17 protein-coding genes are annotated in these 16,874 nt (G+C 60.0%); 10 read left to right on the top strand and 7 right to left on the bottom strand.

Features of this window, described 5'->3' with window-relative positions; translation table 11 throughout:
* Window positions 1-4: 4 nt before the first annotated feature.
* Both AS026_RS37835 and AS026_RS37830 read right to left on the bottom strand, forming a co-directional pair.
* Window positions 5-373 carry a DUF423 domain-containing protein gene (locus AS026_RS37835; RefSeq protein ID WP_025660167.1) on the bottom strand — a complete coding sequence of 123 codons (369 nt, stop codon included), beginning with the start codon at window positions 371-373 and terminating at the stop codon, window positions 5-7.
* 2 nt (window positions 374-375) lie between these two features.
* Complete coding sequence (locus tag AS026_RS37830) at window positions 376-771, bottom strand: group II truncated hemoglobin (protein ID WP_062376241.1); 396 nt, start codon at window positions 769-771, stop codon at window positions 376-378.
* Window positions 772-919: 148 nt separating this feature from the next.
* Between AS026_RS37830 and AS026_RS37825 the strand changes: the two genes are divergently transcribed.
* From AS026_RS37825 to AS026_RS37775, 10 genes are all read left to right on the top strand, one after another.
* Window positions 920-1,480, top strand: coding sequence for a TetR/AcrR family transcriptional regulator (locus AS026_RS37825; protein WP_026371931.1), 561 nt, complete (start codon window positions 920-922; stop codon window positions 1,478-1,480).
* A 12-nt stretch (window positions 1,481-1,492) separates the two neighbouring features.
* Complete coding sequence (locus tag AS026_RS37820) at window positions 1,493-1,834, top strand: DMT family transporter (RefSeq protein ID WP_018116951.1); 342 nt, start codon at window positions 1,493-1,495, stop codon at window positions 1,832-1,834.
* A gap of 161 nt (window positions 1,835-1,995) precedes the next feature.
* Window positions 1,996-2,838 (top strand): ornithine lipid ester-linked acyl 2-hydroxylase OlsC, encoded by an 843-nt coding sequence (olsC, locus tag AS026_RS37815; protein ID WP_082728684.1) that lies wholly within the window; start codon window positions 1,996-1,998, stop codon window positions 2,836-2,838.
* Window positions 2,839-3,373: 535 nt separating this feature from the next.
* On the top strand, window positions 3,374-3,841 hold the full coding sequence (locus AS026_RS37805) for a MarR family winged helix-turn-helix transcriptional regulator (protein ID WP_018116954.1): 468 nt from the start codon (window positions 3,374-3,376) through the stop codon (window positions 3,839-3,841).
* Complete coding sequence (locus AS026_RS37800; protein WP_062376239.1) at window positions 3,831-5,921, top strand: FUSC family protein; 2,091 nt, start codon at window positions 3,831-3,833, stop codon at window positions 5,919-5,921. Before AS026_RS37805 ends, AS026_RS37800 begins: the two co-directional genes overlap by 11 nt.
* On the top strand, window positions 5,918-6,127 hold the full coding sequence (locus AS026_RS37795; RefSeq protein WP_018116956.1) for a DUF1656 domain-containing protein: 210 nt from the start codon (window positions 5,918-5,920) through the stop codon (window positions 6,125-6,127). Before AS026_RS37800 ends, AS026_RS37795 begins: the two co-directional genes overlap by 4 nt.
* Window positions 6,124-6,993: an efflux RND transporter periplasmic adaptor subunit gene (locus AS026_RS37790; RefSeq protein WP_062376237.1), complete on the top strand. Its 870-nt coding sequence runs from the start codon at window positions 6,124-6,126 to the stop codon at window positions 6,991-6,993. Before AS026_RS37795 ends, AS026_RS37790 begins: the two co-directional genes overlap by 4 nt.
* Before the next feature lie 128 nt (window positions 6,994-7,121).
* On the top strand, window positions 7,122-8,330 hold the full coding sequence (locus AS026_RS37785; RefSeq protein ID WP_062376234.1) for an adenylate/guanylate cyclase domain-containing protein: 1,209 nt from the start codon (window positions 7,122-7,124) through the stop codon (window positions 8,328-8,330).
* A gap of 190 nt (window positions 8,331-8,520) precedes the next feature.
* Complete coding sequence (locus AS026_RS37780) at window positions 8,521-8,829, top strand: hypothetical protein (protein ID WP_037216317.1); 309 nt, start codon at window positions 8,521-8,523, stop codon at window positions 8,827-8,829.
* 129 nt (window positions 8,830-8,958) lie between these two features.
* A complete protein-coding gene (locus tag AS026_RS37775; RefSeq protein ID WP_062376232.1) occupies window positions 8,959-10,707 on the top strand; it encodes a tetratricopeptide repeat protein in 1,749 nt (582 codons plus the stop codon).
* Between the two features lie 161 nt (window positions 10,708-10,868).
* Here the strand turns inward: AS026_RS37775 and AS026_RS37770 are convergent, their stop codons facing one another.
* The 5 genes from AS026_RS37770 to AS026_RS37750 form a co-directional block, all read right to left on the bottom strand.
* Complete coding sequence (locus AS026_RS37770) at window positions 10,869-11,444, bottom strand: DUF1269 domain-containing protein (RefSeq protein ID WP_025660177.1); 576 nt, start codon at window positions 11,442-11,444, stop codon at window positions 10,869-10,871.
* 68 nt (window positions 11,445-11,512) lie between these two features.
* Window positions 11,513-12,490 carry an HAD family hydrolase gene (locus AS026_RS37765; protein WP_025660178.1) on the bottom strand — a complete coding sequence of 326 codons (978 nt, stop codon included), beginning with the start codon at window positions 12,488-12,490 and terminating at the stop codon, window positions 11,513-11,515.
* Window positions 12,491-12,503: 13 nt separating this feature from the next.
* Window positions 12,504-13,478: a formylglycine-generating enzyme family protein gene (locus AS026_RS37760; protein WP_062376230.1), complete on the bottom strand. Its 975-nt coding sequence runs from the start codon at window positions 13,476-13,478 to the stop codon at window positions 12,504-12,506.
* A gap of 367 nt (window positions 13,479-13,845) precedes the next feature.
* Entirely contained in the window at window positions 13,846-15,456 is a 1,611-nt protein-coding gene (locus AS026_RS37755; protein ID WP_062376227.1) for an arylsulfatase, read from the bottom strand.
* Between the two features lie 161 nt (window positions 15,457-15,617).
* Window positions 15,618-16,757, bottom strand: a complete 1,140-nt coding sequence (locus tag AS026_RS37750; protein ID WP_062376225.1) for an alpha/beta hydrolase — start codon at window positions 16,755-16,757, stop codon at window positions 15,618-15,620.
* Window positions 16,758-16,874 lie beyond the last annotated feature (117 nt).

Here is a 16,874-nt window from a genome sequence, read left to right as displayed (position 1 = left end):
TCGATCAGCCTCGGCGAATGAAAGCGCCCACGGCGATCGCCAGCCAGCCGAACATCATGGCAAATCCGCCGGAGGGGGCCGCCAGCGGAAACAGGCCGGAGCCAGCGTAGCGCAAAACAACGAGATCCCCGGCAAACAGAAGCGTGCCGACCCCTATCAGTATGCCGGCAAGCCACGCCGTCTTAAGTTTTTCGGCGCCGATCGCGAGGGCGAACAGGGTGGGGGCGTGCGCCAGGCACATTGCCGAAGCCGAAGCGAGAAGATGCGCGTCGCCGCCGCCATGCGCTGCGGCCGCGGCCAGCGCCACGCCGGCAAATCCGAACAAGCCGGCAAGCAGATAAAACAGCGGCGCAATACGCGCGTTCAGCGTCATGGTCATCCGTGTTCCTTGTTCTGCATGTGATATGCGAGGCGTTCGATGGGGGGCAGGATGATCTCGCGCAGCTTCGGATTGGCGATGGTTTCCTCGAGCGCGCGACGGAAGCAATGTAGCCACTCGTCGCGTTCCACCGGACCGATCTCGGCAACGAAATGCCGGCTCCTGAGGCGTGGGTGACCGCGCTTGTCGGTGTAGAGCGGCGGGCCGCCGAAATATCCAGTCAGGTATTCGTAGAATTTCTCCTCGCTGCCTTCCAGCGTCGGCGGATGGACGGCGCGAACGTGCTGTGCCTCCGGCAGCGTATCCATCAGCTCATAGAAGCGGCGACACAGGGCGCGGACGGCCTCGTCGCCGCCAATCGCCTCATAAAGCGTAATGACATTTTCCGTCACGGTTCCATTCCTCGAAATCGGACTCTTAATGCACTGCGGGGAGCGGGACTGCAACCGCTTGGATCAGCACGCGGCAATTCGCCATCCGCACAGACAGTCGAATATGAGTTGGCTTGACAAAACCGTCTGGACGGTATCTTCTGTTGGCATGTCACTCGCTCATCATCGCCGCAAACAGCCCCTTGTCGTGCGCCAGCAGCTGCTGGACGTGGCCGCTCGCCTCACGATGGAGCAGGGCATGGCCGCACTGACACTGGATGCCGTATCCGGCGCATCAGGCGTCAGCAAGGGTGGGCTACTGCACCATTTCCCGACGAAGAACGCGTTGCTGGACGCCCTTTTCGAAAGTCTCCTGGATCGCTTCGACGCCGATATTGACGAGCGCATGCGCGAAGACCCTACCCCGCATGGCCGCTTCAGCCGGGCCTATCTGCATGCCGTCGCCGATCTTAGGGATAAGCCCGACGAGGCCGCCCATTGGGCTCAGGTCACCATGGCGCTGCTCGCCGAGCCAAGGCTTCGGCAGCGCTGGCGTGAGTGGGTGCAGGAGCGGACGGAGGAATATGTCGGCACGGATTCGTCCGTCGATGCGCAGATCGTTCGATTTGCGGCCGATGGGCTCTGGCTTGCCGACATGCTCGGCAGTCATGACAGCGGCGGCGACCGCCAGGCGCTCATCTCCCGTCTCGTCGAATTGGCCAACAAGTAGGGTAGGTCCACCATGGCTCCAGCTGCCGTCTATGCGCTGCTCTTTGCTGCGATCGCGCTCGAGGTCATCGGCACGACGGCGCTGCAGTTGTCGCAGCAGTTCACCCGCGTAGGACCGACGCTCGTGGTGGTCGTCTGCTACGCGACAGCATTCTATTGCCTGTCTATGACCTTGAAGATCATCCCCGTCGGGATCGCCTATGCGATCTGGAGCGCGCTCGGCATCGTGCTGATATCCGGGGTCGGGCTCGTCTATTTCAAGCAGCGGCTCGATGCGCCGGCGATCGTAGGGCTCGGGCTGATTATCACCGGCGTGCTCGTGGTCAACCTCTTCTCGAAGTCCATCTCGCATTGATCTTGCCCGAAGGCGGGCAGATGCGGGTAAATGTCCTGCGCCGCGGGTCCCCTATATGTCGTCGCGACATTTGACCTCATCCTGCGCGATCTTGCGAAACATGCGGTCCTGTCCATATTTCTTTGAGCTTTGGGCCGCTTGTTCCACGCATTGGACCACTCATGACCGACCGCACCACCGATTCAGGTCTTTCCGGCAAACCTACCCAGTCCAGGGACCAATCCCTTAACACTGCCGGCATCACGCCGATGGGTCGACCAAGCGCAATTACGCGCTTCTTCATGGGTATCGTCGCGTGGGCGGAAAAGCTGAACTTCAAATATGCCAGGCTCGGCAACCCGCCGGTCTATGATAACGCGACATTCCCTTGGGTCGCCGAGGTTGAGAAGGCGTGGCCGGAGATACGGTCCGAGCTGGACCGCGTGCTCGTGCGGCAGAGTGAATTGCCGTCATTCCATGACATCTCGACTGATGTGAAGACGATCTCAAGCGATAGTGGCTGGAAGACCTTCTTCCTCGTCGGGTTTGGCGTGAGGTCGGAACAGAATATCAGGGCATGCCCGCAAACCTGGGAGGCGGTGCAGAAGATCCCGGGATTGAAAACCGCCATGTTCTCGATCTTCGAGCCCGGAAAGCATCTGCCGGCTCATCGCGGACCTTACAATGGCGTTCTTCGCCTGCATCTCGGGATGATCGTACCGGAGCCTGCCGACAAGCTTGCCATCCGGGTCAAGGATCAGATCTGCCGTTGGCAGGAAGGAAAGGCGCTGATCTTCGACGACGCCTACGAGCATGAGGCGTGGAACCATACCGACGAGACGCGCGTGGTGCTCTTTATCGATTTCGTGAAGCCGTTGAAGTTCCCGGCGCGCTTTGTGAACTGGACGCTGATGAACCTTGCCGTTTTCACGCCCTTCATTCGTGAGGGGTTGGACAATCACAAGGCATGGGAAAAGAAGTTCTACGCGGAAGCGGAAGCCTTCAGAAACACGCCGCAGAACTAACCTTTCGCCTGCATCGCCGATCAATTGAGCCGTAGAATTGCGCAGGCTTTGCTGCGGTGCCAAGCTTCGTTCAATTGTTGTTGGCTGCCATCAATCGGCGCTGCGCGCATTTCGGAGTGCGGATGTTTGTCATGGCTGCGACGTGCCACAATCCCCTGCGTTTTCAAGGGGATGCTAATGGAGTGGTTGGCCGGTAAGGTTAAGTGCAGTGCGGTTGCGTCAAAAAGAAAAACGGCGGCTTCGCATGCGCTAATATGGCACTTCCGGCGCTGCTAATATGTGCCGATTTCGAAATGCCGAATGAAGTTTGCTCCTCAGCGAGCGAGCCTAGCTCGCAAATGACATTTCCGTGTGAGCTACCTTGCCTAGCCTCCGGGCATGCAATGTCGGCGTCGCGGCAAATTATGATTGGTCGCCGGCAGTGTCGAACAGAAAGTCCCGCAATTGCTGGGCAAAAAAACGATCCGCTAACCACAATCGTCATGCGCCCAACAATATCATTGAATTCTAATCGATAGGATGTTATCTAATTTCCATGACAACGAATCAGACACAAACCTGGGCGGAGTTCGCACCATTGCTTATGATCTGCGGGCGCGGGTGGCGTCGCGCTTTGAACGCCATTCTGACCGAGCACAATCTATCCGATGCCAGCGCGGCGCCGTTGATTGCGCTGCTTCGGCATGGCGACCGGATCCCACAGGGTGTTCTGGCCGAACGGGTCGGTGTGGAAGGGCCGACGCTCGTGCGGGTTCTTGATAGTTTGGAAAATGACGGCTTGATCCGCCGGGTCCCCGATGAGGCGGACCGTCGCATCAAGCTGGTGCAACTCACCGGAGGAGGCACAGCGGTCGCCGAGCGCGCCGAAAGCTGTGCGGCGGAGCTGCGAGCACAGATCCTTGGCGACCTCGATCCTGAACAGGTCGGGGCCGCCCTGGAAGTCCTGCGCGCCATCGCGGCGAAAACCGCGGCCCTATCCGGAATACAGGAAAATGACGAGTAGCAAGAACGCGACCGATCCCAGTCTGGGAGACGTCGTTTTTTCCATCAAGACCTTCGCCGCCGCAATGCTGGCGCTTGGCCTTGCGCTTTGCTTCGACCTGCCAAACCCATACTGGGCGGTCGGCACGGTTTACATCGTGGCCCATCCGCTGTCCGGGGCGAGTACGTCGAAGGCGCTCTACCGACTGATTGGCACCGCACTCGGCGGTACGGTCACGGTGATCCTGATCCCCAACCTCGTCAATTCGCCTGAAATGCTGACGCTTGCGATTGCGCTGTGGATGGCCTTTTGCCTCGGCGTCAGTCTGCTCGACCGGACGCCACGGAGCTACAGCTTCATGCTGGCGGGCTACACGACCGCTCTCACCGGATTCCCGATCGTCGCAAATCCGGACACGGCCTTTACCTATGCAACTGCCCGCGTCGAGGAAATCGCGCTCGGCATCATCTGTGCGGCGGTTGTCAATCGTATCTTCTTTCCCCGGCATGCAGGGCCGGTTCTGGCCGCGCGCATCAATGCCTGGCTGCGAGACGGCGCCGAGCTCGCCATTGGCACGCTGGAGGGCAGGGGACGCGATCCTTCGCTTCTGGCGGCAGCCCGACGGCTGGCTGCCGACGCAGTCGACCTCCACAGCTTTACCACTCACGTGGCCTACGACACTTCGGCACTGCGCGATATGGTCGGTCGCACCCGAATGCTGCAGCAGCGCATGGTTGCTATGCTGCCTGTCGTTTCAGGGTTGGCTGACGTGCTGCACGCGCTCGACAAGGCGACGGCGGGCAAATTCACACCCGCCATCACTGCACTCGTAACCGAAGTCAGCGCGTTGCTCGAAAACGGTGCGCCTCTTGCCGAGGATAAGCGCCAGCACCTCCTTGCCCTGATAGCGAAGGCTGAGGAGGAGGGACGCGAGCAACAGGAGTGGAATGGGCTTCTTGCTCACAACTTCACCGCACGCATCCGCGATCTGGTGCAGATCTGGGGCGACTGTCTCAGTCTGCGCGAGGATATCCAATCCGGATCGCATCACGATCTTCGTTGGCGCCGCTTCGGCACGTCGTTCGATCGCGCGCCGATCCACAAGGACTACGGCATGGCCGTTCACTCCGGCCTATCCGTGATGCTGGCGACGTTCATTGCCACAGCCCTCTGGATCTATACCGGCTGGCCGCAAGGCAGCGCCGCCGCGATGATGGCAGGCGTGCTCTGCTGCATCTTTTCATCGATGGACGATCCCGCGCCGATGATGATCAAGTTCGTCAATGTGGCGATCGTCACCGTGATCGCAGCGTTTGTTTTCGAGTTCGGCCTGATGCCGTTGATCCATACCTATGTCGAGCTTGCCGCAGCACTTGGATTGGTCCTGGTGCCAGCGGGGTTGTTGATGACCAAGCCATCGCTCGCTCTCTACGGCATGGGCTTCTGCGTGAACCTGCCGAACATGCTGACGCTGCAGGATCGCTTGAGCCTGGATCTCGCCTCCTTCCTCAATTCGAACGCGGCCATGATCATCGGCATGGTGATCGCCTGCGGGACGACCGTTCTTGTTCGTTCTGTCGGTGCAGAATGGACCGCCTACCGGCTGCTGCGCTCGGGCTGGACCGATATCGTCACTGCGGCGCGTCGCCCTGAGGACGTCGACTTCACGAAGTTGCTTTACCGGATGGTCGACCGGTTTGGCCTGGTTGCCCCGCGCCTGGCGATGATCCCGGCCGAGTCCGCCGTCGCTCAGACCGATATCCTGCGGGATTTGCGGAACGGCCTCAATACGCTGGAGCTCCAACGCCACAAGCAGCTTGTCTCGCGCGACAAGCGCGAGCCGATCGAGAACGTGCTGTCGGGCGTTGCGGCTTATTATCAGCAGAAGCAGAAGAGCCGGGATGCTCAACCCGACGGAAACCTACTGACGACACTGGACCAGTCGCTCGCAGCACTGATTGAGGCCGGCCGGTCGTCGGCGATCGAGGGCGCGCGCCGCTCGATGACAGCGCTCAGATACACTCTCTACCCGGATGCAGCCTCCCTCGCTCAGGCTGTCACGGGCGCGACAGCCGGAACTGCAAAGGAACATGCGGCATGAGGCCGGATATCGATATTTACGGGGTCTTTCTCCCAACGCTCGGCGCGATCGCATTCGCCGCTTACCTCCTCAACGCCATCCTGCGGAGTGCACTGGCGTATGTCGGCTTCTATCGTTTGGTCTGGCATCGACCGCTCTTCGACACGGCCATGTATTTCTGCCTGCTCGGCGCCATCGCGCTATCTTTGAATAAGGTGTCACTATGAAATCGCTTCTCGCTCATTCCGGTCGCTTCCTGGTTACCGGCGTCATGGTCGCTTTGGCGGGAGTGCTCGGCTGGCATTTGTGGGACTACTACATGGACGAACCATGGACCCGCGACGGCAAAGTTCGCGCGGACGTCGTACGCCTAGCCGCCGATGTCTCCGGGATCGTCAGTGAAGTCGATGCAAAGGACAATCAGACTGTTCGCAAGGGCGACGTGATCTTCCGTATCGATCAGGCGCGTTTTACGCTCGCCTTGCGCCAGGCCGAAGCGCAGATGGAAAGCAGCAAGGCGGCACTCGACCTGGCGAGAAGCGACCTCGAGCTCTATCGCAAACTTGGCGAGAGCTCGGTGACACGGCAGAAGATCCAGCAGGCTGAGACGACAGTCCAGCAGGACGAGGCCGCCTACAACCAGGCCGTGATCAGCCGTGACACTGCTCAGCTCAATCTCGACCGTTCCGTGGTGCGGGCGCCGGTCAACGGCGTGCTCACCAACTTCTCCATGCAGCCGGGCAATTATGTTACTGCGGGCACCGCCGTTACCGCCCTGATCGACAGCGATTCCTACTACGTCGCCGGCTATTTCGAAGAAAACAAGCTGGACCGCATCAAGGTCGGCGATCCTGCGCTCGTCTATCTGATGGGCAGCAAAACGCCTCTTAAGGGGCATGTCGATGGCGTCGCGGGCGGCATAGAGGATCGCGAACGCAGCGATACCAGCAGCGCGCAGCTCGCTAACGTAACTCCGACTTTCACTTGGGTGCGGCTGGCTCAGCGCGTCCCCGTACGCGTGGCGCTCGATGCGCTGCCCGACGACACGGCGCTTGTCGCCGGTCGCACTGCAAGCGTCACCATCGTTAATTGACCCGAGGCGGCTTCAAGAGCCGCCTTCGCAAAACTGTAAGTTCACCGGTCTGGGCGTCCCGCGATGACCGGATACGAAGCCATTCGGCTTAAGAAAAGCAAAATGACGCCCGGTTCTAGGAGACAGCCGTGGACGACCGCCACGTCATAGAAATCACCACCTGGCTGATGCAGAGCGGGCTCAAGGGCATGGCCGAAGCGGACCTGCTCGCCGGCTTCTGTGAACGGTGTGGTGCGAACGGACTGCCGGTCGAGCGTTCCGTTGCCGTCATGGACACTCTGCATCCGGTCTATGAACGCCGAGCTTTCCGCTGGGACAGCCGAGAGCCGATCGAGCGGGTGTCGGAATACGGCTTTTCCGGTGCCGGAGCGATCGCCGACAACTGGCTCCGCTCCGCATTCCATCATTTGGAGACGACGGGGTCCGTCGAGGTCCGCAGAAGCCTGAGCAATGGTGACGCGACCGATTTCTACCTGCTGGACGATCTGAAGGCTGCTGGTTTCACAGACTTCATCGCCATTGCGCATCGCTTCGGCGATGGTGGTACGATCGGAGACATTGACTGCTTCTTCTCCCACTTTGCCACGCGAGCGAAGGATGGATTCTCCGATCGTGACGTCGCGGTATTGCGCGATCTGCTTCCCTGCCTGGCGCTGGCCGTCAAATGCGTGACGATTAGCGGCGTTGCCGGCACGATTGCCAAGGTCTATCTGGGGCAGGATGCGGCCAACCAGGTACTGCACGGCAAGATCACCCGCGGTCAAAGCGACCGCATATCGGCCGCGCTGTGGTTTTCCGACCTTGCCAACTTCACGCACATCTCGGACACAGTCGATCCGGAAGAGATTATTCCGATGCTCAACGACTATGCGGATGCAGTGATCTCGTCGGTGCAGGAAGCGGGCGGCGAAGTGCTCAAGCTGATGGGCGACGGCACGTTGGCGATTTTCAAGGGCAGGCGGCCAAACGAGGCCTGTTCGGCGGCGCTGAATGCCCGGTCGCTGCTCGACCGGCGCCTACTCGACCTCAATGCGCAGCGCCGTATCGAGGGGAGACCGGTGACTGACGTCTATCTCGGGCTCCATCTCGGCGAGGTCTTTTACGGCAACATCGGCAGTGAAGATCGCCTCGACTTTACGGTCATCGGACCTGCCGTCAACGAGGTCAGCCGAATTGTCTCGCTCTGTCGGTCGCTGCAGAGCCGCTTGCTGATGTCGGCGAGTTTTGCGGCAATCGTTGCACCCTCACAAATGGACAGCCTGCATTCGATCGGCCAGCATGTCTTGCGCGGCGTCAATCGTGCTCAGGAACTGTTCACGCTGATGCCGCTCATTTGAACTGATCCCGGCCGCGTGACCAAACAGGCCCAACTTGCAGCACTCTTGTTGCGTTCCACGCGGTACGCAACGTAAATGCCAAGGTAACAAGGCTTGGCGGCCGCTATTAACGCGGGTCTGTTACCGTTGCGTACTTCCGCCACGCCACTGGCTCGCTAAGATCGTTCAAACGAAGCCGACTGAGGCCGGGGTGGTCTTCATGGGCAAGGAACACGACGGGGCACGAACGCCTTCCGATGCCGAGCGGCGAGGGTTACACCGCTTGATGCTGAAGCTGCCCTCGGTCCGCGGGCGGCTTCAACTGATCGGGGAGAAGTCGGAATCTCTTGGCAGCCTCTGCGAGGCCTATGAGGATGCTAGCTCCACCCTCGACCGGCTGAGGAGCAGTGCCGGCGACATGAACCACGCGATGGTCCATGAGTATGAAATGGTCTGCGCAGAGATCGAGGCAGACGTGATCAAGTACTGTCGTGAGCGCGGAGGCGGCGGCCTGGAATAGGACCGACCAGCTCGCACCAATGTCGGTCACGTTTTGGTTTTGTTAGCGTTTTGTGTTGCAACCCCTTGTTTTCTGCGAGGCAAGCCCATCTGTTCTACTTGGCATTGAGCATTGCGTAGCGGGGCGGCAATGAAGGCTAAGGAATACGAAGGCTGGGCTCATGACGTTTCATGCTCGGAAGCCAGCGCAGAACTGGAGCGTCTGCTCGCCGACGAGCGGTTCAGGGCCACCGAAAGAAGCCGCAGCATCCTTAAATATATCGCGGAACAGCAATTCGCTGGGCGCGCCGAGGGCGTGAAGGCCTATTCTATCGCCATTGACGTGCTTGGCCGACAAAGCAATTTCGATCCGTCACTCGATCCCATTGTTCGCATCGAGCTCAGCCGATTGCGATCCTCGCTCAGCCAGTATTACGAGGCTTTCGGTGAAGATGGTGGGGTCACGGTTCAATTGCCGAGAGGGCGCTATATTGCGATTTTCACGCGGTCCACCGGTGCATCCCCAGGCATCGATGATCGAGAGCATCCCGCAACGACCTGGGGCGAACCCGTAAAGCTGGTTCCCCCGTTGCCCGTTTCAGCGGTTGCGCCGAATATCCAAGCCGGCTCCTGGGCGACCTTGCGGCTCGCTGCAACCCTGGCGCTGCTGATGGTCGTGGTCGTAGGCACCGGTATCACCGTTTATGGCGCGCGCACCGTGACAACGGCCAAGCCTACAGTCACAGTCACGCTGACTGCGGTGGATGAAGGGTTGCGTGACGAGGCCGCTGTCACTCGCGATATGTTGCTGACCGCCCTTACCCAATTTCAGACTCTGACGGTTTCGCAAGCCGATCGGCGCGAAAGGCCGCTTGCCTCGGTGCTTCGCCCGGCCAGATCGAACGCCTACGCAATCGATATGAAATATTACGGTGATGGCGACGATCGCAGTATCTGGTGGCAGGTCGTCGACACGGCGACGGGCGATCTTCTCAAATCCGGTCTGGAGAGGGTCGATACCAGTGGCAGGACGGTTGCGTCGGTCCGGGAGGAATTGGTCGCGCAACTCTCGCGCCGCTTTGCTGCTACACGCGGGATCATCAACAATATCGAAGCACACGATATGGCTGAGGGCTCGCTTGGCAATGCATGCGTCCTTCAGGCCGAACACGAGTTGGACGACGGCCGGGCATCGGGTCTCGCACGTACGATCGATTGCCTGGAAAGAACGATTGCGGCAAACCGCTACGATGCCGACGCAACAGCAGCGCTGGCGATGCTGCTGGCGGCGGGGCAGGCGGAGATCACCGACAACAGCAAGCTTGCGCGTGCGCTCGAGCTTGCCAACCGGGCAGTCTCGTTGTCGCCGCTTTCGGACCGGGCGCACCTGGCGCTGATGTTGTCGCAATTCTACAGTGGAAGGATCGACGCGGCTATCGCCGCAGGCAACCGCGCACTCGCGCTCAATCCCAACAGCCCCGATGTAGCTGCAAAGCTTGGTCTTGCACTGTTCGCGCTGGGCTATTTTGATGCGGGCGTTTCTCTTGCGCGCGATGCCGGCAGATTAGTCGATGTCGTTCCGCGTGATGCGGTCCTGGTTCTCGCACTCGACGCTTACCGGCGAACAGATTGGTCGGAGGCTTCGCTGCTCGCCGAGCAGGCAAGTGACAGGAATTTCCTGATCAGCGTCTTGCGCGTTGCCGCACTCGGGCAACTCGGGTCGGATGAAGCGGCGCAGCGGCTTACAGAACTCCGGCAACTCACGCCGGATTTCGAGGCGACCTTCCGCGAGAGAATGGCGCAGCGACGCTATCAACCGCTGCTTTCCGCATCCATCGAAGAAGGCCTAACGAAAGCGGGCGCCCGCTTCACGGCGGAGGGGCTAGCGACTGCCTTTTAGCCGGCGCTGCAACGTGTAGCGAGTTCGCGCCGGCAGCGCAGCGAGTTCCGCGCGGGTATTTCGCAGCGTGTGACGGCGGCAAGGGCCACGCATTTGCGCGCGGCTCGCCCGGAGCCGATATTGCATGTAGATTTACAGTCGTGGCTGGTATCGATCGCCGTCTAACTTTGGTCGGCTGCCCCTTTAGCAGTCGTTCGGCGTTTGGCTGGCTTGGCGGGCGCTTCGTCTGAGCCTCCAGAGAGCGCCTTGCGCAGGTTCTCCTCCTGGTCCGGCGCCAACGAGGTTTTCAGTACGCGGCCACGCAGCCCCTGGAACTCTGCCAGGACTTTTTCCGGCTGCACCTTGCGTATGAGCACGAAGAGAGCGGAGGAGGAGTTCGGTATGGTTCCGCCAAGAGACTTGATGAATTCGTCGTTGATGCCATAGTCGGAAAGCGAACCGGAGATCGCGCCAGTGCCTGCACCGACGAGCCCGCCGATCGCAAAGCCTGCGAGCGGATTGAGGAACAGCAGACCAACCAGGGCGCCCCAGAGTGAGCCGGACAAGAGCCCCGATGTGGCCCCGATTGCTGCCAGGTTGAGGCTCTGCTTGAGATGGACCTTTCCGGCTTCATCTCTCACGACGACCACCGCATCCTCGAGGTCGACCAGATATTCCTTCTTCAGGTTGTGAAGTTTCAGCAACACCTTATCTGCTTCATCCATGGCATCGAAGCCGATCACAACGAGTTCCGACATTGTCCGTTCCTTTCGTTTGATAGCGGGGTACAGAGCGGTTGAGTGGCTGGAAAACGCCAGCCGGGAGGCTATTGATCAAACGCGTAAATCTTCTTCCAATCGGCTTTCATGTCGACGAGCAGCCAGTTGCGGCTCTCCGCCTCGTCGAGCGCCTTATCCAGCTTCCCGAAGTCCGATTTGCGATCATAGGCGTATTCGCGATCTGCGTCGGTATGATGAATGATCATTGCAAAGTGCGGTCCCTGGCCAGCCATTACCCAGCGCAGCATCTCGTAGTCACCGTCCGAATTGCCTGCGGCAAGGATCGGTCGCCTGCCTATGAATCTGTTGATGCCCACCGGCTTGCCGGGGCCATCGTCAACGAAGTCGACTTTCGGAAGGCGGTTTAGAACCGGGATGTCGCCGACGAGCGCGTATTGCGTCGTGATCGTGCTTCCGACGACTTGTTCAGGCGGAATGCCGTATGCTTTCTCGGTCATCGGGCGCATGAACTCGACGCCGCCACCCGAGACAATGAAGGTCTTGAAGCCATTGGCGCGCAGGTAATCCAGCAGCTCGCGCATGGGCAGAAATGTCATCTCGTTGTAAGGCTTGCCGGTCTTCGGGTGTCTCGCCGTGGCGAACCAGTCGATGACGATGTTGCGGAAATCGTCGGTCGTCAGACCGGCGTGGGTCTCCATCACAAGCTCGACGAGGCCTCGTTCGCCGCTCTTTGCGATACCCTTGAGATCACCGGCCAGAATCGATTTGAAGGGCTCCTTTTCCTTCCACTCGGGGTGCTGTGGAGCGAGCGTCTTAACCCGATCCAGTATGAAGCCAAGTTGGAAGTAGAACGGCTGCTCGGTCCAGAGCGTACCGTCGTTGTCGAATACGGCGATGCGGTCCTCGGGCGCCACGTAGTCGGCGCCGCCTTGCGTTGTCACTTTCTTGACGAAGTCGACGATTGCCTGCTTCGATTTGCCATCGTTCCAGGAGGGAAGCTCCTGCGCGAATGCGCTCACCGGGAGCAGCAGGAAAAGCAGGAGGAAGCGCACAGACGGGGACATCGGACACTCCTGATCATGTTGCAACGCGTTTGATGCAGCGAAAGCCGACGTGGCTAGTGGACGTGTCTTCCGGCTCGGCGTGGCGCGCTGCCGGACGATAGCGCCGGCAGTAGTTCGGGGCGCAAAGATGCGAGCCGCCCTTCAATACTCGCCTCGGGATAAGAATGTTCGGCTGATTGGGATCGTAACTTGCCTCTTTTCCGCCGCCGCGCGGGTTCTCGGGGATGCAGCACGCCTTTGCCGCAGGCTGCGGATGTCGCGTCGACCAATAGTCCTGCGTCCACTCCCAGACATTGCCGATCATGTCATAGGCGCCGTAACCGTTTGGCGCAAACGACCGCACGGGTGTCGTCCGGTCCTTGCCGTCAGGCTTCGTGCTGTGGGTCGGGAAGGTGCCCTGCCAGGTGTTGGCCATGGCAACACCACCGGGCATAAGCTCGTCGCCCCAGGCAAATTCAGTGTCGTCAAGCCCACCACGTGCGGCCAGTTCCCACTCGGCCTCTGTCGGCAGATCCATTCCGGCCCATTCGGCATAGGCCTTCGCGTCGGAGTAGGCGACATGGACAACCGGGTGATCGAGCTTGCCGCGGAGGTCGCTGAGGCCGCCATAGGGTCGCCGCCAGTTGGCCCCGAACTTGAATTTCCACCACTGAGCGATATCTGCGCCACTCACCGATTTGGGCGGTGTGAAGACAAGAGATCCGGCCCGAAGCATGTTCGGCAGGGCGCCCGGATAGTCCCTCGGGTCGGGCGCCTTCTCGGCCAATGTTACGTGGCCGGTCGCCTTGACGAATTCCTGGAATTTGCGGTTCGTGACAGGCGTCGCCTCGATCCAGAAGCCATCGACGGCAACAGGATGAGCCGGGGCCTCTTCCGGATAATGGTCGTTGGACCCCATCACGAAGGTCCGGCCGGCTATCCAGACTAGGTCGCCATTGCCGTCGCCCTGACGTTGCGGCCGGTGTTCTGCGTCAAATGCCAGTGCCATCGTCGCCTCCGAAAGCCTGCCCTTAATATTCCGCGTCTTGCCTTACCCGTAAGTACGTTACGGTAACACGGCTTCCACAAAACGTTACATCAGGCGTAAATCTGCTGCTGTGGGCCATGAATTCAACTCGGCCAATGGATTTCCGCGCGTCGAAGGGGGCGGGTGTTGCAGTGTTGGGCCGATGCGGCTGCCCGCGCCGCCAATCGAGTGCATCTTCAGGTGGCTGCAGGGCCGTTCGGCAGCTTTTGTTGCCACCTGACCTGACTGGAGAGTTCGCCACCGGAAGGCTGTCGCCAGGGGCTTGGCCGTCCGGTGAATCGCTGGCGCGGCGGCTGCTTGAAAAGCAAAGCCGCCCGCCGCCGCTTTGCTATTTTCCTGACGCTGGGCTCTCCAGCGAGCGCATCAAGGCGTCGACCATCTGATCGATGCTGAAGCTCGCGGAACGCTGGCTTGGAGGATAGTCCTTGAACGTCTGCAAGAAGGGGGCGACTCGGTAGACGCCGTACTGGATGAGATAGGCATTCTTCGCCAGCCAGTCATAATACTGGTCAGAGACGACGTCGGCGCGCTCGAAGGGGTCCATGCGCAGATTGAAGACCTTCGGCGCACGCAAACAAGTGAAGGGGTTTGCCCATACGACGAAGCCGCCCGGCTCCCTCTGTTCACAGAACACGATCTTCCAATTGCCATAGCGATAAGCGACGACCTCTCCATCATCGTTGAAATAGTAGAAATCTTCGCGTCCGGACTTCGGCTGCTGTCCTGTCAGGTAAGGAAGCTGGTTGTAACCGTCGAGATGGACCTTGAACTGATTGCCGTTGATGCTTGCGCCATTGAGGAGCTGTTCCTTGATGCCGGGATCGCCGGCTGCGGCAAGCAAGGTCGGAAACCAGTCAAGTCCGGACATCATCTCATTGGACACCTCGCCCGGCTTGATGTGGCCGGGCCAACGAACCATCGCCGGAACGCGGAAGGCGCCTTCCCAGTTGGTATCCTTCTCGCTTCGGAAAGAGGTCGTCGCCGCATCTGGCCAAGACCACTGGTTCGGGCCGTTGTCCGTCGTGTAGACGACGATCGTATTGTCGGCGATCTTGAGATCGTCCAACGCCTTGAGGAGCTTCCCGACATCGCCGTCATGCTCGATCATGCCATCGGCATATTCGTTGCCGGGCATGCCGCTTTGCCCCTGCATCGAATCCCGAACATGGGTAAAAGCGTGCATGCGCGTGGTATTCATCCAGGTGAAGAAGGGCTTTCCTTCCTTGGCCTGACGCTGGATGAAATCGATCGCCGCAGCGGTCGTTTCATCGTCGATCGTTTCCATACGCTTGCGATTAAGAGCGCCAGTATCTTGGACCCGTCCGTCAGCGAACGAATGCAAGACGCCGCGCGGCGAATTCGCTTTCACGAACGCCTGGTCGTTCTTTGGATAATAGGGACGCTCAGGCTCTTCTTCGGCATTCAAGTGATAGAGGTTGCCGAAGAACTCGTCGAAGCCATGCTGCGTTGGCAGGAACTCGTCGCGATCGCCGAGGTGGTTCTTGCCGAACTGGCCGGTTGCATAGCCGAGTGGCTTCAGCGCCTGCGCGATGGTAATGTCACGCGCCTGCAAGCCGACCGTTGCTCCGGGAATGCCGACCTTGCAGAGACCCGTACGGAGGCAGACCTGGCCGGTAATGAATGTCGAGCGGCCGGCAGTGCAGCTGTTTTCGGCGTAATAGTCGGTGAACAGCATGCCTTCCTTGGCAATACGATCAATATTGGGCGTCTTGTAGCCCACGACACCCATCGAATAGGCGCTGATGTTTGTCTGGCCGATGTCGTCACCGAAGATGACGAGTATATTCGGTTTGGTCGTATCTTGAGCCGGCGTCGCCTGTTGCGCATGGGCGATCCCATAGCTGAGGGATGTCGAGGCCAGCGCCAATGCCAAAGCTGCGCCGGCGTGCCGAAGCCGTTTTGAGAGAGATGCACTCATTGCGATCTCCCTTGTCCATGCAGGTGATTCAACATCTACGCTCTCCTGATTGTGGGTAGGCCAAACTCGGCCGTAGATTCCCACTGAAAAGCGTTGGTCGGTAAGTACGTTACGGTAACAAACGAGGGTCACGACGTAACAGCGCACAGAATGCCTGATTGCTACTCGGTCAACGGTTGCGGCTTGAGATCGCCTTGCAGGGTTTCGTCGACAGGGCGCTTCTTGGCCCGCATCGGCTGTTCAAGCACCGTGACCGGCGCGGCGACAGCCGTGGCTGCGACGTTACCGATGGTCGTCACTGTTCCGCCGACGACAGCGGTGAGTCCCTGGCCGAGCGTGACGTTGGAATCCGTCAGCGTCTGACCGGTGACGATCCGCTGGCCAATCAGCTGAACGATTTCAGGACTTTCGGCGAACTTGCCGTGGTTCAGGCCTTCGCCTTTGACCTTGGTGAGATCGATGGCCGTAATGCCGGCGGCTTCGAGTTTCGAGCGATAGGGCTCAACGGTCGGATCGATCGCGCCCAAACGCGAGACCTTTCCCGTGATGAAACTTGAAACCGCAAGCGCCTTGTCATCCTGAGACACGAAGATCGTGAATTTCGGCGTCGGCGTGCCCATCTCCGCGAACTGCTTGGCAAAGACCTGAATATCGATATCCGGGGACGCGAGAATGACGTTGTGAATCTTGCTGTTCACGTGTCCGTCGCGGATACCCATCTGCCGCAGGGATTCCATCGTCAGCCAGGTGCCCATTGAATGAGCGAGGATTGTGATGTCCTTGACGTCGGGGTCGGCGGCTAGCGTCCGCAGCGCCTGCTCGAGCGCCGTGCGTGAATAGTTGGTGCTCTCCTTGTCGTATTCATAGGCGGTAAGCTGCGCGCGTGACGGCCACGTGAAGAGGATAGGGGTCGCCTGCATCCCGGAATCGTGGACGATCTGGGCCAGACGGAAGACGGAATCCTCGTACTTGTTGTTGAAGCCGTGGACAAAGACCAGCGCATGCCCGCCCTGGATGTTCTGGTGGAACCAGGCGCGCCCCTCTGGAACGGTGTCGATCTCCTTGACGCTGGTCACCGCAAAATCGGTTGCGGGATTGGGCGGTAGACGCTTCGGCCATTGGACTGTGCCTGAGGCCCGTTTCGGCGGAATGGAGACGTCAACCGCCGTCAGGTAGGGCTTTGGGCTGCGTTCGCCGGTGAAGAGCGTCGCCGGGTCGCCGGAAGGTTCGCGCGTGGTTGCGACCAGCATGCTGACCTTTGAGGTATTCTGCGTTGCCGCCGATAGCGCAACAGGGGCCATGACTCCGCTTGGATGACCGCAGCTGGCAAGAACTGCCGCGACGAGCAAAGGTGCAAGTGTCCGAACAGTACGGGCAGCAATCACGTTCCGGTTCCCTCATTGAAACGCAAGCACCTT

The organism is Rhizobium altiplani (assembly GCF_001542405.1).
GTDB lineage: Bacteria > Pseudomonadota > Alphaproteobacteria > Rhizobiales > Rhizobiaceae > Rhizobium > Rhizobium altiplani.
The sequence above is the reverse complement of the archived record's forward strand: the minus strand, read 5'-3'. Positions and strand labels throughout refer to the sequence as shown.

Excerpts from the sequence above, each read along its gene's own strand:
- AS026_RS37835 (WP_025660167.1), bottom strand. The coding sequence starts at position 373 with ATGACGCTGAACGCGCGTATTGCGCCGCTGTTTTATCTGCTTGCCGGC.
- AS026_RS37825 (WP_026371931.1), top strand. The coding sequence starts at position 920 with ATGTCACTCGCTCATCATCGCCGCAAACAGCCCCTTGTCGTGCGCCAG.
- AS026_RS37820 (WP_018116951.1), top strand. The coding sequence starts at position 1,493 with ATGGCTCCAGCTGCCGTCTATGCGCTGCTCTTTGCTGCGATCGCGCTC.
- olsC (WP_082728684.1), top strand. The coding sequence starts at position 1,996 with ATGACCGACCGCACCACCGATTCAGGTCTTTCCGGCAAACCTACCCAG.
- AS026_RS37805 (WP_018116954.1), top strand. The coding sequence starts at position 3,374 with ATGACAACGAATCAGACACAAACCTGGGCGGAGTTCGCACCATTGCTT.
- AS026_RS37800 (WP_062376239.1), top strand. The coding sequence starts at position 3,831 with ATGACGAGTAGCAAGAACGCGACCGATCCCAGTCTGGGAGACGTCGTT.
- AS026_RS37795 (WP_018116956.1), top strand. The coding sequence starts at position 5,918 with ATGAGGCCGGATATCGATATTTACGGGGTCTTTCTCCCAACGCTCGGC.
- AS026_RS37790 (WP_062376237.1), top strand. The coding sequence starts at position 6,124 with ATGAAATCGCTTCTCGCTCATTCCGGTCGCTTCCTGGTTACCGGCGTC.
- AS026_RS37775 (WP_062376232.1), top strand. The coding sequence starts at position 8,959 with ATGAAGGCTAAGGAATACGAAGGCTGGGCTCATGACGTTTCATGCTCG.
- AS026_RS37770 (WP_025660177.1), bottom strand. The coding sequence starts at position 11,444 with ATGTCGGAACTCGTTGTGATCGGCTTCGATGCCATGGATGAAGCAGAT.
- AS026_RS37765 (WP_025660178.1), bottom strand. The coding sequence starts at position 12,490 with ATGTCCCCGTCTGTGCGCTTCCTCCTGCTTTTCCTGCTGCTCCCGGTG.
- AS026_RS37760 (WP_062376230.1), bottom strand. The coding sequence starts at position 13,478 with ATGGCACTGGCATTTGACGCAGAACACCGGCCGCAACGTCAGGGCGAC.
- AS026_RS37755 (WP_062376227.1), bottom strand. The coding sequence starts at position 15,456 with ATGAGTGCATCTCTCTCAAAACGGCTTCGGCACGCCGGCGCAGCTTTG.
- AS026_RS37750 (WP_062376225.1), bottom strand. The coding sequence starts at position 16,757 with ATGGCCCCTGTTGCGCTATCGGCGGCAACGCAGAATACCTCAAAGGTC.